This window comes from Streptomyces sp. NBC_01717, from assembly GCF_036248255.1.
In the GTDB taxonomy this organism is placed as follows: domain Bacteria; phylum Actinomycetota; class Actinomycetes; order Streptomycetales; family Streptomycetaceae; genus Streptomyces.
The window spans coordinates 4,396,115-4,412,955 of the sequence record NZ_CP109178.1; the positions used below are offsets into that span (position 1 = coordinate 4,396,115).

Sequence of the window (16,841 nt, forward strand, 5' to 3'; positions counted from 1 at the left end):
TCGAGAAGTGACGGAGCACAGCCCGAATGAGCAGGGAACAGCGGCCCAATCCGCGATTGAACGAGGACCTGTTGTTCAACGCGGCGCCCGGTGGGCCACCGCGCTACAGCCGTCTGTCCAACAGGCCCGTTCAGTACCTCACCGTCGTGGACAGGCATGGTCAGGTGATCGGCTACGCCTGGGCGAACGACGAGGACGACGCCGCCGGGTGGGTGGTCCGCAAGGCGGGCGGCCACGAGGCGTTCAACGAGGGCTCCGTGTGGGCCATCAAGCTCCACGATGCGAAGGCCCGCGGCATTGTGCCTTCCGCCGCCCTGGCAGAGATGATTCAGGAGTCGGACCCCACGAAGAGCAGCCACGTCGTACCCGGGTCCTTGACCGAGGCGCCGAACGCCGAGGCGGTCCGGAGACGGGCCAACCCGGAGTGAGAGTGACCAGCGAAAACCGACCCAATCCGCGCTTCGATGAGGACCTGCACTTCGAGCGCGGCGACGGGCCCCCGGACTATGGCTACAGGACGGATGGTCCCGTCCGTCATTTTGCCGTGGCGGACGGAACCGACACGGTACTGGGCTATGTGTGGGGTAACGACGAAGATGACGCGGCAGCCTGGGAGCCACGGTCGTCTGCCGGCCCCCGCGCATTCAACGGTGGCTTTCTGTGGGAGATGAAACTGCGCGAGTTCAAGGCGCGCGGTACAGCTCCTACGGTCGCCCTCGCCGAGATGATCATGGATTCGAGCGACATCGAATCGAGTCATGTCGTCGCTGGTTCGCAGGCCGAGGCACCTACCCTTGCCGCTCTCAAGGAGTTGGCCAGGGAGCCGGACACGGCGTGACTCATCGCAGTCGGCTCTGTCATGCGTTGGTCACAACGGGCGGTCTCGGGTTGAACCGGCGTGGCTCGTTCGTCAGGATGGGTGTCGTAAAGGATCACTTGGCCTGGCAGGGGGAAGCGAATGAAGTTCGACATGGGGGCGCAGGTTCTGTCGAGTCTGACGTCGAAGTCGCGTGGTTCGAGTGATGACTTGGGCACGTTGATCCGTCAGTTGGTTCAGGCGGCTGCGCCGTTGGAGGGGAAGTTCAACGGTGCGGGGCGGGTGGCGTTCGATTCGTTCAAGAACCGGTCGGACGAGATCACGGCGGCGTTGAACGGTTCGCTGTCGGCGCTGCTGGGTGGTCAGTCGGGCATGGAGCAGGCGTTCGGCTCGGGTGACCAGGAGCAAGGTGACAACGCGCGTCAGCAGATGGGCGCGGCGAACTTCGACGCGGCCCGCTTCGGCGGACGCTGACCGCCTCTCGGTTTCTTGGGTTCCACAGATTTCACGGATTTCACGGGGAGTGTTTGTTGATGGCTGGTGGCAGTGATCGTCGGGCGTATGACACGGGTGCGTCGGCGGATGCGCAGGGCAACATCCAGGTCGTGATCGCGCGTCTGGAGGAAGTGATCGCAGCGCGTGACGGCCAGGTGAAGGCTGCGATGGCGGACTTCACCGCGGACGGTGTGGCGGATGAGTACCACGGCAAGGAAATGCGGTGGAACCGGGCCTCGCAGGAGGTCAAGAGCATCATCCAGTTGCTGAAGACGACGCTGGAGAAGAACGACGGGACCGCGCAGCACACGATCACGCGCGCGAAGGCAGCCGTCGACAACATCGGCTGAGACCTCACCGCACCGGATTTCCCGGGGGTGTTGGCCCTCGGGACCGTGGTGCGCGCGGAAACGTTTTGTTCGACTGTTCGTGGTGGGTAGTTGGGGCACGGGGGTGTGCTGGTGACCGGGTGGGATCTGAAGCCGCAGGGTATTCAGGGTGTGCTGAAGACGACGGGTGAGACGGCGGGGAAGATCGAGTCGTACGCGAAGTCGTACGGCACGCATCTGACGTCGGCGGCGACGAGTGCGGGCACGATCACCGCGGAGGACGGTGGTGAGGGCGGGGAGAAGGCCGGTGGCGGCCTGGTCGCTCTCGCCCTGTCGCAGTACGCCGAACACGCCACGACGGACCTGAAGTTCATCGCCGCCCGGGCCGGGAAGTCGTTGACCGGTGCGGTCGACGCGACGACCGCCTACCTCAACGGTGACCTGGAAATGGCCGCCGAGTCACAGCGCAAGGCTTTGGGTATCCCGGACCTGGACCTGACGAAGCCCGGGGTGCAGACCAAGTGATCAAGCCGGAAGCGATACCGCAGTTCACCGGCGACCTCGGCCAGCTGGAGAAGGACTACGGCAGCCTGAAAACCGATGCCGGGCACATCCGCAGCACCGGGTCCGATGTCCACACCCAGTTCCAGGGTCTGTCCGCCTACTACCAGGCCCCCGAGGCGGAGAAACTCTTCGCGTCGACGAAGCCGGTCCAGGACCGGGCCGACACCTTCGCCGACGACCTGGAAAAAGTCTCCACCGCCCTGTCGGACTACGCCACCGAAGTCCGCCCGCTGGCCGCGAAGCTCGAGCAGCTGAAGACGGACGCGACGACGTTCGTCAACGCGAACAAGGACGACGACGACTGGGAGTACGACGAAGACAAGATCGACGAGCACAACCAGCTCCGCGACGACGTCACCGCGACCGTCGCCGCGTTCTGGGCCGCCGAACGCACCTGCCACAACAAGATCACCGCCCTGTTCGGCGGAACCCAGATGGTCGCCGGCGACGGATCCGACCGCAAAGACCAGTACGGATTCAACGCCGACGACCTCAAGAACGCGAAACTCCCCTGGGGCGACCCGGTCGAGGAAAAGCACCACGTCTGGGAAGTCGGCCACTGGGTCAAGTCGTTCGTCTGGGACGGACTGATCGTCGACGGGATCTGGGGCACCATCAAGGGCCTGGGCACCCTCGTCGGGTTCGGCGGCTGGGACGCCATGGGCCAGGCCTGGAAAGGCCTCGCCCAACTCGCCACCGGCCTCGCGATCACCGCGATCCCCGGCGCAGGCGCCCTGTTCTGGACCCTCCCCGACGACAAACTCCCCTCCTGGCTGCGTGACTCACGCACCGCCATGAAGGAAACCGGCAAAGCACTCGTCGCCTGGGACGAATGGGGCAAGAACCCCGGACGGGCCGCCGGAGCCGTCACCTTCAACGTCCTGACCACCGTCTTCACCGGCGGCGCAGGCGCCGGAGTCTCCGGAGCCGGCAAAGCCGGCGCCGTCGCCAAGGTCCTCTCCGTCGCAGGCAAAGCCGGCAAGGTCATCGACCCCATGACCTACATCGCCAAAGGCGCCGGCGCAGGCCTCTCCAAAATCGGCGACATCGCGAAGGGCCTCAAGGGGATCGAGAACATCGAGATCCCGAAGCTGCCGGACGACGCGATCGTGCTGCCCGAGGGTGCGCTCAAGCTGCCCGACGGGGCCGTACACCTCCCCGAGGGAGCAGCCATCCCGGACGGGGCGGTCAAGCTCCCCGACGGCAATTTCAAGCTGCCCGACGATGTCCCGGTCCTGCCCGAGGGCGCCACCAAGCTGCCCACGGCACCCGGTGCACCCGCCCGCTACTTCGACAACGAGTACAACCTCCTCGACGAGAACGGCAACGTCCTCCAGAAGGTCGACGACGCCCGCGTCGAACCCTCCCCCGACATCAACCCCGGCACCGGCGCCGACACCCCGCACGCCGGCCCCCCGGACAGGGAACCGGCGCTGGTCGGCGCGGGCGCCCACACCGCCGACAACGCTGCCCACGTCGGCACCAACGCAGGCGACCACGCCATCCGCATCGGCGACAGCCTCGGCAACGACCTCGGCGACATCGGCCGCACCGGCGACAACCTCCCGGGCAACAACATCGGCGACAACCTCCCCGGAGGCAACGCAGGCAACCACCTCCCCGGAGGCGGAGTCGGCAACCACATGCCCACCGGCCACGCCGGCGACCACATGCCCACCAACAGCTTGGACAACACAGGGTCCGGCAGCCGTGCCGGCGAGAACGTGCCGGGACAGCGGACCGGGACCCCCGGCACAGGCCCTTCCAGCAGCCACGACGTGCCCGCCAGCTCCACCGCCGACAACGGGCTCGCCCGCCACAACGGCCCGACCGGCCCTGGTAATGCGGACGACCTGGGGCACTTCGCGGACGACGCGGGCCACTCCGCGGATGACGCAGCCCACACAGCGGATGACTCCGGCCATGCCGCTGATGACGGGGACACACCCGCGAACCACACGGACGAGGGCATCGGGAACGGCCATAGCGGGGACCGGGAACTGACCGCCGCGGAGCGGAAGCAGATCCAGGACGAGCACATCCGGAGGGCCAACGAGCCCGACGGGCAGTGGTTCGCAAAGCACTACGACATACTCGGCCGCCGCAAGAGCATCAAAGTGGTGGACGGCGTCGAGCTCCCCCAATTGGCCAAAAACGCCGAGGGTAAGTGGATCTCCAGGTACGACCTGCCGAGCGGGCCGTCCGAGACAAAGTTCGGCTCGAAGCCGCTCGGGACGGACACCGTGCCGGACGGGAATCTGCCGGAGCTTGACAACGCAGCAGCGAACCGCAAGGCCTCTGTGGACCTCACCAACGCGGCCAAGGCGTACGACGAAATGCCGACCGCCACGACGGAGGAGGCCCTCGCCAAGGCGAAGGAGGCATACACCGAGCAGGTTGGTGACGTACCCAACAACAGCAAGCTATCTGAGGCGCTGGGCGAGAAGGCGGCCGCGTTGCACGTGGTTCCCCACGAGTTCCCGACGGCCGAGGTGATCGAGCTTCCGAAGACACCCAACGGCGCCAACATGTTCGACCAGGTGTACAAGCTCGGCCCCGACGGAGAGCGCCTCATCGTCGAGGCCAAGGCCCCGAGCGGAGATCTCGACTGGCGTCACGGCCGTGCCGACCCGGAGAACCCAGCCAACCCGAACCTGGGCGACGACGGCGGGGCTCAGGGCATGAGGGTCAAGCAGGGCACCAGGCTGTATATCCGCACGATTCTCGGTGAAATGGCGAAGCGCGGTGGACGTGATGCCGAGATCGCGGCGGAGCTCCGTACCGCACTGAAAGAGGGGAAGCTGCAGTATGTCCTGGTGAAGGCAAAAGACCCCGTTGGCTCCTCCTACGCTGGTGCCATGCTCGAGCATTTGAAGATCTAGTAAGAGGAGGGCAAGTGGTCACGCACATTCCCCGCCACGACTTCCGCACGGACAACGCGGCTGCAACCATGGCGCCGATCATCAAGGCCGCCGAAGAGGTGCTCGACGATCTCGAGACGTCCGAGTTCGACCGCTTCGATGCCTTGGGCTACACCCTGGCTGCAGCGGAGTGGCACTGCTTGACGGACCCGATGGCCACGGAGTTCCCGACATGGGAGGCGTGGGTCACGGCCATGCAGGTCGGCTCCGCCCTGTTCATCTCAGGTACGGCGGCCGAAGGGCCCGTGCCGTGCCATATCGGCAGCAGGGGCGAGGTGAAGAACCTGCCCGCGACCGGCCCACAGGATTACCTGCACGCGGGGGACTGGCTCACTTCCTTCTATCTGGCGACGATCTGCCGCGAAAACGAGCGTCTCAACCAGCTGGCGCAGGTGCCCATCTCGTTCCTTCGCGAGTCCGGCGCGGAGTTCGACGAGTACATCTACGCGTGGGTGGAGACCCTGCAGAACGCCTGGTTCGGGCGGCGGGAAACCTGGGACACCCTGGTCACGGCGGTCAATGGAACCGCCCCCGAGAGGGCACAGGTCGCCGGCAAAGAGCTGATGCTGAAGATCCTTTATCCGCCGCTGGAGCTCTTCCACCGCTACCAGCGACAGGACGCCCCGAAGTTCAACGCGGCACTGGTCGACGCTCTCACCTGGCACAAGGAGTACTGGACCGCCAACGAGGCGCGTTCTCTGAGTGGCGAAGGCCTGGTCGCTCTCGCCCCACTGGCCATCGCCTGTATGGCCCATGACGCCGGTATTCCGATCGAGATCGAGTCCGAATACCTTCCCAAGGCTCTCCTCCAGCGCAACTGGGTCGGCGAGTACGACACCTGAACGCAGACTCGCAGTTGATGACGTTGCCTTCCTCGGTGACAGTGGAGTGAGGCCCTGCCCTGCGGGAGCTCCGGACCAATCGAGCTTGCGGAATTCCCGTACCCCGTCCGGCGAGTGCGACTCTGCACTGCCCGGCTCTGTGGACCCAGGTCGACAGAGCCGGGCAGCGTCGTTGGAACAAGCTCATTGAAGCAGCGAAGGCACCGCCCCGAAACGGCCCGTCATGCCGACACGGAACTGTTGCCGGTCGGTGTCATCCGCCGATCAATCTCTTCGACCACTACCAGCGATATCGCTGAACGGAGCACCCCGTGACCATCACTGTTCCCCGGCATAGTGAGGCGGGACCCAACTCCGCGCAGTGGGCCGAACTTCTCGGCGAGGACCTGGCCGAATCCATCGATCGGCTCGAAGCATCGCCGACCATGATCGACTCTGCGTTCCGTACCGCTCTCCTCTACCTGGAGGCGCGTTGCACGGTCGATCCGCAGGCCGCGGAGCTGGAAACATGGGAAGCGGTGGTCGCCGCCATGCAGGTGGGGTCGGCGCTGTTCGCCGTGACGGGGGCGACCGAGGGGACCGTCGAGTGCCGCATCAATCGTGAGATGCGGACTCTCCCGGCCATCGGGCAGCGTTCGTTCGCCGACGCGGGAAACTGGCTGACGGCGTTCTGGCTGGCGATCGTGTGCCGCGACCAGAAGAGGATGACGCAGCTGTGTCAGATTCCGCTGGATGGTCTGCGTTCGCCCGAGGGAGAGTACGACGAGTACATCTACCACTGGGTGGATGCTCTGCAGACGTACTGGCTACAGCGTCCTGGCCTGGTGGAGAAGCTGGTGGCTGCGATCGAAGGGTCCTATCCCGAAGCGGTCTCGGCCACTCCCCGGGATCTGCTCCAGGGAGTTCTGTACCCGCCGATCGGCCTGTTCCACCGCTTCGTCCAGAAGGATGAGCAGGGTTTCAACCAGGCTTTGGTGGAGGCGCTTGAACTGCACAAGGCGTACTGGACGGCTGACGAGGACCGGGCCAAGGATCCTGATGGCCGTATCGCTCTGGGCCCTCTTGCCCTGGCCTGCCTCGCTCACGACGGCGAGATCCCTCTCGCAGTGGAGTCCGACTACCTGCCCAAGCACCTCCTGCAGCGCAGCTGGCTCGGCGAGTTCCCCACCTGAGCTCCAGGGGAGAACACGTGATCACGCACATTGCCATCCGGTCCGGTCGCGGTGGGCGAAGGTCCGATGCCGTGGGGAAGATGATGTCATCTCGCACCCGTAAGGGTTGGGCGCCGCACGAATTCCCTGCCGGCCGAGCCGCCGCCGAACGGCTGCATGAATGGCTGCAGGAATCGGACGGTAAAGGGCTCGACGCCGTGGGTCTCGACTTCAGCGCCGCAGACCTGTCGGGCGGAAACTTCTCCGAATCATGGTTCACCGAGGCCATGTTGGTCGGTACGAACCTGGCTGGAGCAGATCTCTACCGTGCAGATCTCGAGGGAGCGGATCTCTCCGGAGCGAACCTGACCAACGCCTCGCTGGTACGGGCAAACTTCGACGATGCGACGCTCCGGGGAGCAACTCTCGACGGGGCCGACCTCGTCAAGGCTTCGCTCTACGACGTCGATGCCTCGGGGGCGAGTTTCCGCGGTACGCGACTGATGGGTGCATCCCTGTTGGACGTGAACCTCTGTGGGGCCGATCTGACGAATGCAGTGGTGGACGAGAACTCCTTCAAGGTCAGGATCGACGAGAACACTGACCTGGACGGATTCTCAGGAACAGTTTTTGGTCCGGTCGAAGCTCTTACTGAAGAAGGCCCCAAGGAATTGGGCGGCGCCGACCTCGAGCAGTGGATTCGCGAGAGGAACGGGAATGTGAGGGTGATTCCTTCGCGAGCCGGCACACACTGATTGTCCGAGTACCTCGGCACGTCAAGCCTTACCCGACGACGAGGGCTACACCAAGGCGCTCGGCGATAGCACAGCCAAGTCGGTCAAGTGACCGGAAGAGACGTCAGGCATGTTCAACTCGGCACTGAGCAAAGCAGTGATGCATGGGGGCCGTGGCCCCGACCTGACCGACCTGCTCTGACCCTCGGGAGCAGCACTTCCAGCACGAACTGTTCGAGCCCAGCAGCCTGGGGTGGAACTGATTCGTCCATGCGTCGGCGGCATCGGCATCGCTACGCGACTCTCCGTAGTGGGGTGTCTCGGCGAAGCCGGCCTCGCCCAGCAGACTCAGCAGAGCCGCCCTGTGGCCTTTCCGGACGCCGAAGTCGGTGCCATTGCCGTCTCGGGCACCGGGAAGTGAATCGACGCAGAGGGACGCGAAGACCGTGAACGCGATCTCGTCACACTGGCTTCCGTGCAAACTGCAACCTTACGCTGGATGACGTGGGCAGCTTGCATCGAAGGTTCACCGGAAATCCGCCGACCGACGACAATTGGATTCCCTGATGGCCGAGGTGGCACGAATCGACATCGACGACCCCGACGTCGATATGGATCAGGGGCAGCGCGTGCTGTACCGCGGGGAACCCTTCACGGGCGAGGCCGAAGAACGCCTGGGGGGCGTTGTTGTCAGCCTGGATTCCTACGTGGCCGGCGTGCAGGACGGTCCCAGCCGTGAGTGGTACAAGGACGGCACGCTCAGGTCCGAGGGAACGGCCCGCATGGGGCTTCCTGTAGGGGTTTCCAAAGAGTGGCACCCGAACGGCACGCTCGCCGCTGAGCGCGTGTTCGCCGAGGACGGGTTGACCTTGCTGGCGGATCGCCAGTGGGACGAGAAGGGTCGTCCCACGAAGAACTGGCTCAAGGGCGAGAGATGATCCCCTCCCTGGCATAGGCAGAGTCACCGGACTGGTTCATCTCTCCGCTGGGCGGCATGGCCGCTACCACCCGCATTCCGATCCAGCGTCCGCTCGACGACCCGGAGTTGCCCCTGCGTCTGCGCGCCGTACGCCCCGAGTGGCTCATCGGATTCCTCGATGTTCGGTCAGGCACACGCGCGCACCGAAGCCGGTGCGTGAGCAGCTGAACCGCACGACTCGGTGGGTGCAGGCCCACCGGTCCGAGCAGCACCGGTCGTTCATCGGCAGCGTTGCGGACCGAGCAGCCCCGGCGCCCCGCCGTTCCTCATCCCCGCCCCACGCCTCACCGACCGACCGTCTGTATCGCCCTGATTCCTGTCCTTTGGCTCTGCTTCATGATTGTCCGGGGTCTGTCCCACTCCCGGGTACGGGTTGTACTGCTGACTTGTCCATGCCTTATGTTGCGGAGGCAAAGCAAGGGGGATTTCCGTATGCCGCGACACACGCAGCCGACTGCAGCGCAGCGGACGACATCGCCCGGCGCGGGCCTCGGCGCCGTGGGGCGCGTCGGGCGTGCCCGATGGGTAGTGGCCGGGCGAGGCAGCGTTCATGCAGTGGACGCAGGACGCGGTACGCGCGACGGTTCACCGACGACCGAGGCAATGGACGACTGAGGCAGCGGACGACGAATGGCACGGGATTACGACAGCCAGCTTCTGGAGTCGGTGGCGGTACGCCGCCGCAGGATGCGGGACGCGCTGCTGTTCGGTGTGCAGCGGTCGCGGCGCACGGCGGACGAGCGGCTCGGGAAGGTGTTCGCCGGGATCGCCATCGCGGCCGTCCTGTGCGCGGGATGCGTCGGGTGGTCCTTCCTCCAGCACACGCTGGCGAAGCAGAAGGCCGAGCAGGAGAAGCAGCAGCGCCAGGAGCAGCAGTACGAGCAGCCGACGCCCGCGGCGAAACCGGACAAGTCCGGGAAATCCAGCCCCGGTTCTCCGTAGCCCCGGCCGCCCGATGACGACCTCTGTGAACAGCACCATGGGCGCGCCCAGCCGGCCCCCGTCCTCAACGTCGCGACGATAGGTTCCCGTAAAGTGGTGAGCACAGCAATGACTTCCCGGGCTCAGCTGAGCCGGGTGACCCTGGTAGGCGAGCGACGCCGGGCCGACATCGTCCTGCCGTCCGACACGCCGATCGGCCAACTGCTTCCGGACATATTGCAGTTGCTGGACGACCGGGCCGCGTCGCGCCCGATGACACGGCAGTTGATCACATCCGACGGCTCCGCGCTGCCGCACGACAGCACACTGTCCTCCGCGGAGATCGCGGACGGCGCCGTGCTCCGGCTGGTCCGGGCCCACTCCGCGCCCCCCGCCCCCGTCGTGCACGACGTCACCGATCTGGTGGCCGACGACCTCGACCTCCAGGCGTGGCGCTGGCGTCCCGCCGCCCGCCGGGCCAGCGCGGGCGTGGCGACCGTGGCATTCGCAGTGATCGCGGCACTGCTCGCCCGCCGCGAGTTCGCACTCGACGCCCTCGCGGGCGCGCTCGTCGCCGTCACGCTCCTCCTCCTGGTGGCCGGCGCACTCGTCGCCAGGATCGGCCAGGGCAACCGCGGCCTCGCGACCGCCTTGCTGCTCGCCTCCGGCGGCCTCGGCATCCTCACCGCCTGGACCGCCGCGGACGCCTACGACTGGTCGGGAACCGCACGTCTCGCGGCCGTCGCGGGCGCACTCGTCCTCGTACTGCTGCTGCTCGGCTACTTCTCGCCGCTCGGCCGCGGCGGACTCATCGGGGCCGTGGCGACCGCCGCGATCACCGTCGTGTGGGAGGCCGTCGCCGCCGTCCAGGACGACCTGTCCCGGCTGGGCGCCGTCATGGCCGTCTTCTCCGTGGTGCTGCTCGGGCTGCTCCCCCGGCTCGCGCTGATGGCCTCCGGGCTGACCGCACTCGACGACCGCCGCTCCGGCGGCGTCTCCGTCAGCCGCCACCAGGTGGGCAACGCCCTCGCGGCCACCCACCGCGGCCTCGCCCTCGCGACGACGGTCACCGCCGTCTCCGCGGCGGCCGGCGGCTGGCTGCTCACCCAGGCGCAGACACCGACCGTGTGGACCGCGGCGCTGCCCGCGCTCGTGGCCCTCGTGCTGCTGTCCCGGGCCCGGGCCTTCCCGCTGGTCGCCGAGGTCGTGGCACTCATCGCCGCCGCCGCGGTCCTCGTCGTACGCCTCGTCATGGTGTGGATGCAGCACTCCGGAGGCGCCGGGCCGCTCGCCGTGCTCTGCGCGGCCGCGGTCCTGCCCCTGCTCGTCCTGGCGGTGCAGCCGCCCGAGCATGTGCAGGTCCGGCTGCGGCGTATGGCCGACCTGGTCGAGTCCATCGGCGTCGTGGGGCTCTTCCCGCTCGCCGTCGGGGCATTCGGCGTGTACGGACAGCTGCTCAACAAGTTCTGAGTCCACGCTCAGGCGCTCCGAGCGGGGCAGCAGGGCGGAAAGAGGAAGGCTGACATGCCGAACGGAGACAACTGGCAGGGCGATGTGCTGCGCGACCTGCGCGGCGCCGCCGGCCGGCAGAGCAGGCCGCAGCAGGGCCCGCCGCAGCAAGGAGCGGGGCAGCAGAGCGCGCAGGACCCCGCCGGATACGCCCAGGGCGGCCCCACGCCGAACCCCGGGCACGCGGCACCCCCGCAGGGCGCCCCCGCACCGGAGTCCGGCTACGGGTACCCGCCCCAGCAGGGCACCCCCGCCGGATACGCCCAGCCCGCCCCCGGCCCCGCGCCGGACGCCACATACGGGTACCCGCCCCAGCAGCAGGCCGGACCCATACCCGACGCCGCATACGGATACGCACCACAGCAGCAGAACACCCCCGCACCGGACCCCGCCTACGGCTACCCGCCCCAGCAGGGCACCCCCGCAGGCTCCTCCGCCGGATACCCGCAGGCCCCCGCCGCGTACCCGCAGGCCGCGCCGGGCCCCACGTACGGGCACGCACCACAGCAACAGGCCGCGCCCGCACCGGACGCCGCCTACGGCTACCCGCCCCAGCAGGCCGCCGCCGCGCAGCAGCAGCCCGGGGCCACGCCCGCGCACACCTCCGCGTACACCCCCACGACCCGCCCCCACCACGCCCCCGACTCCCGGCCCGTGGTGGACAAGGCCCTGGTCACCGCGGGGCGCAAGCCCCGGCACGGGCAGTCGTTCGCCTCGCGTGCCACGCGCGCCCTGCGCCGCACCGTCTCCTCGTCGGCCGCGAAGGAGGTCGCCGAGATCACCCGGATCGCCGAGGTGCTCCAGCAGCCTGTGACGACCGGTCGGCAGATCTCCGTCACCTCCATCCGGGGTGGCGCCGGCAAGACGACCGTCGCGGCCCTGCTCGGCACCACGTACGCGCACTACCGGCAGGACCCGGTCCTCGTCGTCGAGGCCGATCCGGCGCTCGGCTCCCTGCCGCTGCGTCTCGGCGCGGAGACGCTGCGCTGGACCATCGGCGACTTCGCGGACATCGTCGAACCGCAGATGTCACTGCTCGACATCACCGGCTACCTCGTCCAACTGCCGGGCAACGCCTGGCTGCTGCCCGGCAGCCAGGGGCAGATCGGCGCGATGCTGGGCAGCAAGGCGTACGAGGGCGTCATGGTCTCACTGCGCCGCTACTTCGGTGTCACGGTCGTCGACTGCGAGACGCTGCCCGCCGAGGTCGCCCGGGTCGCGCTCTCCGCCTCCCAGGCCCGCGTCCTGACCGCCCCCGCCACGCTGGAGGGCGTCACCAGTACGTACTCGGTGCTCCAGTGGATGCAGGGGCTGCCGCAGCATGTCATCGCCGGCACGGTCGTCGTGCTCACCGAACTGGTGCCGCATTCGGGGCTCGACCTGGCCGAGGCCGCCGACAAGCTCAGGTCCACCGGGGCGAGCGTCCAGGTCCTGCCGTACGACCGGCACCTCGCGGCCGGCGGCCTGATCCGTACCGAGCTGCTCGCCCACTCGACCCGGGAAGCCGCCACCCGCCTCGCCGCGGACGTCTTCCAGCTCTCCCAGAAGCGCCACTGACCCAGATGCCGAGCCCGACCGTGAGTGACGGACGCCGATGAGTACCCGACTGATCCACCGCCCGGCGAGGACCACCCGGCCCGCGCCCCCCTCCGAGGCACGCACCATCGAGGCGCCGCCCAACCTCCCCGAGGGGAAGTCGGGCAACATCGCGATGTCGCTGCTGCCCGTCGCCGGTGTCATGTCGTCCGTCGTGATGATGACCGTCGTGCGCAACAGCCAGTTCGCCGGGCTCGGCGCGATCATCCTCGTCGTCACCGTCATCGGCTCCGTCGCGCTCGTCTTCTCCCAGCGCGGCAAGGCCCAGCGCACCCGCCGCACCCAGCGCGAGGCCTATCTCGCCTATCTGGAGGACCTGCGCGAGGAACTCTCCGGCGAGGAACGCGAACGGCGCGAACGCACCGAGATCCTCACGCCGCCGCCGGACGCCCTGTACGACATAGTGCGCGACCCGGCCCGGCTGTGGGAGCGCCGCCGCCACGACGGCGACTTCCTGCGGGTCCGCGTCGGCACCGGCGAGATGCCCGTACGCGATCTGAAGGTCGCCCAGCAGGGTTCCTCGGTCCTCTCCCCGCCCGACCGCTTCATGCTCAACGAGGCATCGGCACTGATGTCCCGGTTCCGCACCGGCACCGAACTCCCGCTCACGGTCCCGCTCGACCGCGTCGGCAACGTCAGCGTGATCGGGCCCCGCGAGGACTGCCTGCGCGTCGCCCGCGCCCTGCTCGTCCAGACCGCCGCCACCCATGCCCCCGACGACGTGGCGATGGCCCTCGCCGTACCCGGCGACCGGCTCGCCGACTGGGAGTGGGCCAAGTGGATGCCGCATCTGCTCGACCCCGAGCAGCTCGACGGCCCTGTCGCCGCCCGACGCATCGCCCCGTCCGCACCCCAGCTCGCCCGGCAGATCGGAGCGGAGCTGCGCCGACGCGCCTCGTACGCGGCCGAGGTGCGCCGCGGCCTGTCGGGCAAGGACGCCCTGTCCATGACGTCACGGCTGCTCGTCGTCGCCGACGGACACGGCGAGGACGCCGTGGACCTGCCCTGCCCCGACGACGCGGTGGGCCTGCGCGAGATGAGTGTCACGATGCTCCACCTGCTCGAACAGCGGGTCCAGGAGCCCGGGCACGTCGGCGTACGCATCACCGTCGACGGCGACCAGGTGCTCATCGAGGACCTGCGCGAGCAGGAACCGATCAGCGCCCACGGCACCGTGGACGAGGTCAGCATCCCGTTCGCCGAAGGCCTGGCCCGGATGCTGGCGCCGCTGCGGCTCGCCGCCGAGTCCCTCGTCGACGCCCCGCTGTCCGGACCCGTCGACTTCGCCGACCTGCTCGGCATCGACGACGTCGCACAGCTCGACCTGTCACGCCTGTGGGCGCCGCGCGGCGAACGCTCCTTCCTGCGCGTACCGATCGGTGTCAGCGACTCCCGCGAGCCGGTACTCCTCGACCTCAAGGAGTCCTCCGAGCTCGGCATGGGCCCGCACGGCCTGTGCGTCGGCGCCACCGGTTCCGGAAAGTCGGAGCTGCTGCGCACCCTCGTCCTCGCCCTGGTCGCCACCCACCCGCCGGAGGACCTCGCACTCGTCCTGGTCGACTACAAGGGCGGTGCGACGTTCGCACCCTTCGCCGACCTGCCGCACGTCGCCGGTGTCATCACCAACCTGGAGAACCAGGCCGGCCTCGTCGAGCGCGTCCACGCCTCGCTCGCCGGTGAGGTCAAGCGCCGCCAGCAGGTCCTCAAGGACGCGGGCAACGTCGCCGACATCGGTGACTACGCCGCCCTGCGGTCCGACAAGCGGCCCGACCTGGACCCGCTGCCGCACCTGTTCGTCGTCATCGACGAGTTCGGTGAACTCCTCACCGCCAAGCCGGACTTCATCGACCTGTTCCTGTCCATCGGACGCATCGGACGCTCCATCGGTGTGCACCTGCTGCTGTCCAGCCAGCGCATCGAGGGCGGCAAGCTCAAGGGCCTGGACACCTACCTCTCGTACCGGCTCGGCCTGCGCACCTTCTCCGCCGACGAGTCCCGCACGGTCCTGGACACCACGGACGCCTTCCACCTGCCGCCACTGCCCGGCTTCGGCTACCTCAAGGTCGACACCAGCCACTACGAGCGCTTCAAGGCGAGCTACGTCTCCGGCGCCTACCGCGGCCCCGTACAGCGCGCGGAAGAGGTCGACACCGGGCCGCTCGCCCTCGAGTACGAAGCGTTCAACACCCTCGCCAAGAAGGAGAGTTCCGGCGAGCAGGAGCCGACCGTACGGCGTCGCGAGACCGGGCCGACGGAGATGGGTGTCATCGTCGGACAGCTGGAGAACGCCGCCGGTCCGGTACGCCGCATCTGGCTTCCGCCGCTGCCCGACGCCATCGCCCTGGACAAGGTCGCCGGCCCGCTGGACGTCGGCCCGCGCGGCATGCAGCTGGCCAAGCGGAGCGGACCGCTCCGAGTTCCGCTCGGTCTGCTCGACGACCCCACCAAGCAGTGGCAGGGCCAGTGGTACCTGGACCTCACGGTCGCGGGCGGCCACGCCGCCGTCATCGGTGGCCCGCAGTCCGGAAAAACCACCCTGCTGCGCACACTCGCCCTGTCGATCGCGCTGACCCACACCCCGCAGGAAGTCGGCGTCTACGGCCTCGACCTCGTCGGTGGCGGCCTCCAGGCACTGGCGGACCTGCCGCACGTCGGCGGCGTCGCAGGCCGCGCCGACCGCGAACGCGCCGGACGCACCGTCGAAGAAGTACGCAACGCACTCGCCGCCCGCGAGGAACTCTTCCGCGAACACGGCATCGACTCCGTCGAGCAGCTGCGCACCCTGCACGCGGCAGGCCGGCTACCCCAGCTGGCGTCCGCCGAGATCGTGCTCGTCATCGATGGCTTCGGCGCACTCCGCGACGACTTCGAGGATGTCGACGACGCCGTCGTCGACATCCTCAAGCGCGGCGGCGGCTACGGCATCCATGTCGTCGCGGGCATGCTCCGCTGGAACGACGTCCGCATCGCCACCCAGTCGAACTTCGGCACCCGCGTCGAGCTGCGCCTCAACGACCCCAGCGAGTCCAGCATCGACCGCAAGCTCGCCCAGACCCTGTCGCCCGACGAACCCGGCCGCATCCTCACCGACGGCAAACTCTTCGCACAGGTCGCGCTCCCCCGTACGGACGGTCTCCCCGACACGTCCGACCTCGGCGCCGTCCTGGAACGGACGGCCCGCACCGTCCGGGCCACCTGGAGCGGCGACGTCGCCCAGCCCGTACGGGTCCTGCCGCACGTCCTGGAACCGCACCTGCTGCCCGGCCCGGTCGCCGAGCCCAAGCGGGTACCGATCGGCCTGGACCAGACGGCCCTCGCACCCGTCCTGCTCGACCTGTTCCACCACGACCAGCACCTGCTGATCATGGGCGACAGCGAATGCGGCAAGACGAACCTGCTCAAGACCGTCGCCGGCGGACTCATCGAGCGCTACAGCGAGGACGAGCTGGTATTCGCCGTCATGGACCCGCGGCGCGGACTGCGCGGCGCGATCCCCGAGGAGTTCCGCGGCGGCTACGCGTACAACGCCAAGATGTGCGCCGGCCTCGCCGCCGGCATCGCCACCGAGCTGGAGAAGCGACTGCCCGACGACAGCGCGGGCACCGAGGACCTGGAGCCCGGCAGCTGGGGCAGCGGTCCACGGATCGTGGTCCTCGTCGACGACTACGACGTACTGACCACCGCGGGGCTCGCCCCGCTCGCACCCTTCCTGCCGTACATCCCCTCCGCGGTCGACATCGGGCTCCACTTCGTCCTGACCCGCCGCGTCGCGGGCGCCTCGCGCGGCATGTACGAGCCGCTGATGCAGGGCCTGCGCGAATCCGGCGCCTCGGCGATCGTCATGGCGGGCGACCGCAGCGAAGGCCAGCTGTTCCCCGGGGTGTACGCCACCCAGCAGCCGGCCGGCCGCGGCGTGCTCATCCGCAGAGGCCAGTCGAACCGCCTGATCCAGACCGTGTACACCGCCGGATGACGCCCCCGGG

General features: G+C 68.4%; 14 protein-coding genes. All 14 read left to right on the forward strand.

Annotation, left to right across the window (positions count from 1 at the left end):
• The first annotated feature begins 26 nt into the window (after positions 1–26).
• The 14 genes from OHB49_RS19880 to eccCa all read left to right on the forward strand — a co-directional run bounded on the left by OHB49_RS19880 (position 27) and on the right by eccCa (position 16,831).
• Positions 27–428, forward strand: coding sequence for a hypothetical protein (locus tag OHB49_RS19880; RefSeq protein ID WP_329161901.1), 402 nt, complete (start codon positions 27–29; stop codon positions 426–428).
• Between the two features lie 2 nt (positions 429–430).
• The gene (locus OHB49_RS19885; protein WP_329161902.1) at positions 431–838 is read left to right on the forward strand and encodes a hypothetical protein; all 408 of its coding nucleotides are present in this window, start codon (positions 431–433) and stop codon (positions 836–838) included.
• 120 nt (positions 839–958) lie between these two features.
• A complete protein-coding gene (locus tag OHB49_RS19890) occupies positions 959–1,291 on the forward strand; it encodes a hypothetical protein (protein WP_329161895.1) in 333 nt (110 codons plus the stop codon).
• Between the two features lie 59 nt (positions 1,292–1,350).
• The gene (locus tag OHB49_RS19895) at positions 1,351–1,662 is read left to right on the forward strand and encodes a pore-forming ESAT-6 family protein (RefSeq protein ID WP_267003503.1); all 312 of its coding nucleotides are present in this window, start codon (positions 1,351–1,353) and stop codon (positions 1,660–1,662) included.
• Positions 1,663–1,773: 111 nt separating this feature from the next.
• On the forward strand, positions 1,774–2,166 hold the full coding sequence (locus OHB49_RS19900; protein ID WP_326744825.1) for a DUF6507 family protein: 393 nt from the start codon (positions 1,774–1,776) through the stop codon (positions 2,164–2,166).
• A complete protein-coding gene (locus OHB49_RS19905) occupies positions 2,163–5,087 on the forward strand; it encodes a hypothetical protein (protein WP_329161905.1) in 2,925 nt (974 codons plus the stop codon). Before OHB49_RS19900 ends, OHB49_RS19905 begins: the two co-directional genes overlap by 4 nt.
• 14 nt (positions 5,088–5,101) lie before the next feature.
• Entirely contained in the window at positions 5,102–5,968 is an 867-nt protein-coding gene (locus OHB49_RS19910; protein WP_329161907.1) for an immunity 49 family protein, read from the forward strand.
• A 311-nt stretch (positions 5,969–6,279) separates the two neighbouring features.
• On the forward strand, positions 6,280–7,140 hold the full coding sequence (locus OHB49_RS19915; RefSeq protein ID WP_329161909.1) for an immunity 49 family protein: 861 nt from the start codon (positions 6,280–6,282) through the stop codon (positions 7,138–7,140).
• 80 nt (positions 7,141–7,220) lie between these two features.
• The gene (locus OHB49_RS19920) at positions 7,221–7,874 is read left to right on the forward strand and encodes a pentapeptide repeat-containing protein (protein WP_329166556.1); all 654 of its coding nucleotides are present in this window, start codon (positions 7,221–7,223) and stop codon (positions 7,872–7,874) included.
• A gap of 545 nt (positions 7,875–8,419) precedes the next feature.
• The gene (locus tag OHB49_RS19925; protein WP_329161911.1) at positions 8,420–8,791 is read left to right on the forward strand and encodes a toxin-antitoxin system YwqK family antitoxin; all 372 of its coding nucleotides are present in this window, start codon (positions 8,420–8,422) and stop codon (positions 8,789–8,791) included.
• A 671-nt stretch (positions 8,792–9,462) separates the two neighbouring features.
• Complete coding sequence (locus tag OHB49_RS19930; protein WP_030929537.1) at positions 9,463–9,774, forward strand: hypothetical protein; 312 nt, start codon at positions 9,463–9,465, stop codon at positions 9,772–9,774.
• A 108-nt stretch (positions 9,775–9,882) separates the two neighbouring features.
• Positions 9,883–11,223 (forward strand): type VII secretion integral membrane protein EccD, encoded by a 1,341-nt coding sequence (eccD, locus tag OHB49_RS19935; protein WP_313938503.1) that lies wholly within the window; start codon positions 9,883–9,885, stop codon positions 11,221–11,223.
• Between the two features lie 54 nt (positions 11,224–11,277).
• Entirely contained in the window at positions 11,278–12,819 is a 1,542-nt protein-coding gene (locus OHB49_RS19940) for a hypothetical protein (protein WP_329161914.1), read from the forward strand.
• Positions 12,820–12,856: 37 nt separating this feature from the next.
• Positions 12,857–16,831 (forward strand): type VII secretion protein EccCa, encoded by a 3,975-nt coding sequence (gene eccCa, locus OHB49_RS19945; protein WP_329161916.1) that lies wholly within the window; start codon positions 12,857–12,859, stop codon positions 16,829–16,831.
• Positions 16,832–16,841 lie beyond the last annotated feature (10 nt).

Coding starts and splice junctions, on each gene's coding strand:
- OHB49_RS19880 (WP_329161901.1), top strand. CDS start 27: ATGAGCAGGGAACAGCGGCCCAATCCGCGATTGAACGAGGACCTGTTG.
- eccCa (WP_329161916.1), top strand. CDS start 12,857: ATGAGTACCCGACTGATCCACCGCCCGGCGAGGACCACCCGGCCCGCG.
- eccD (WP_313938503.1), top strand. CDS start 9,883: ATGACTTCCCGGGCTCAGCTGAGCCGGGTGACCCTGGTAGGCGAGCGA.
- OHB49_RS19940 (WP_329161914.1), top strand. CDS start 11,278: ATGCCGAACGGAGACAACTGGCAGGGCGATGTGCTGCGCGACCTGCGC.
- OHB49_RS19930 (WP_030929537.1), top strand. CDS start 9,463: ATGGCACGGGATTACGACAGCCAGCTTCTGGAGTCGGTGGCGGTACGC.
- OHB49_RS19920 (WP_329166556.1), top strand. CDS start 7,221: ATGATGTCATCTCGCACCCGTAAGGGTTGGGCGCCGCACGAATTCCCT.
- OHB49_RS19925 (WP_329161911.1), top strand. CDS start 8,420: ATGGCCGAGGTGGCACGAATCGACATCGACGACCCCGACGTCGATATG.
- OHB49_RS19890 (WP_329161895.1), top strand. CDS start 959: ATGAAGTTCGACATGGGGGCGCAGGTTCTGTCGAGTCTGACGTCGAAG.
- OHB49_RS19895 (WP_267003503.1), top strand. CDS start 1,351: ATGGCTGGTGGCAGTGATCGTCGGGCGTATGACACGGGTGCGTCGGCG.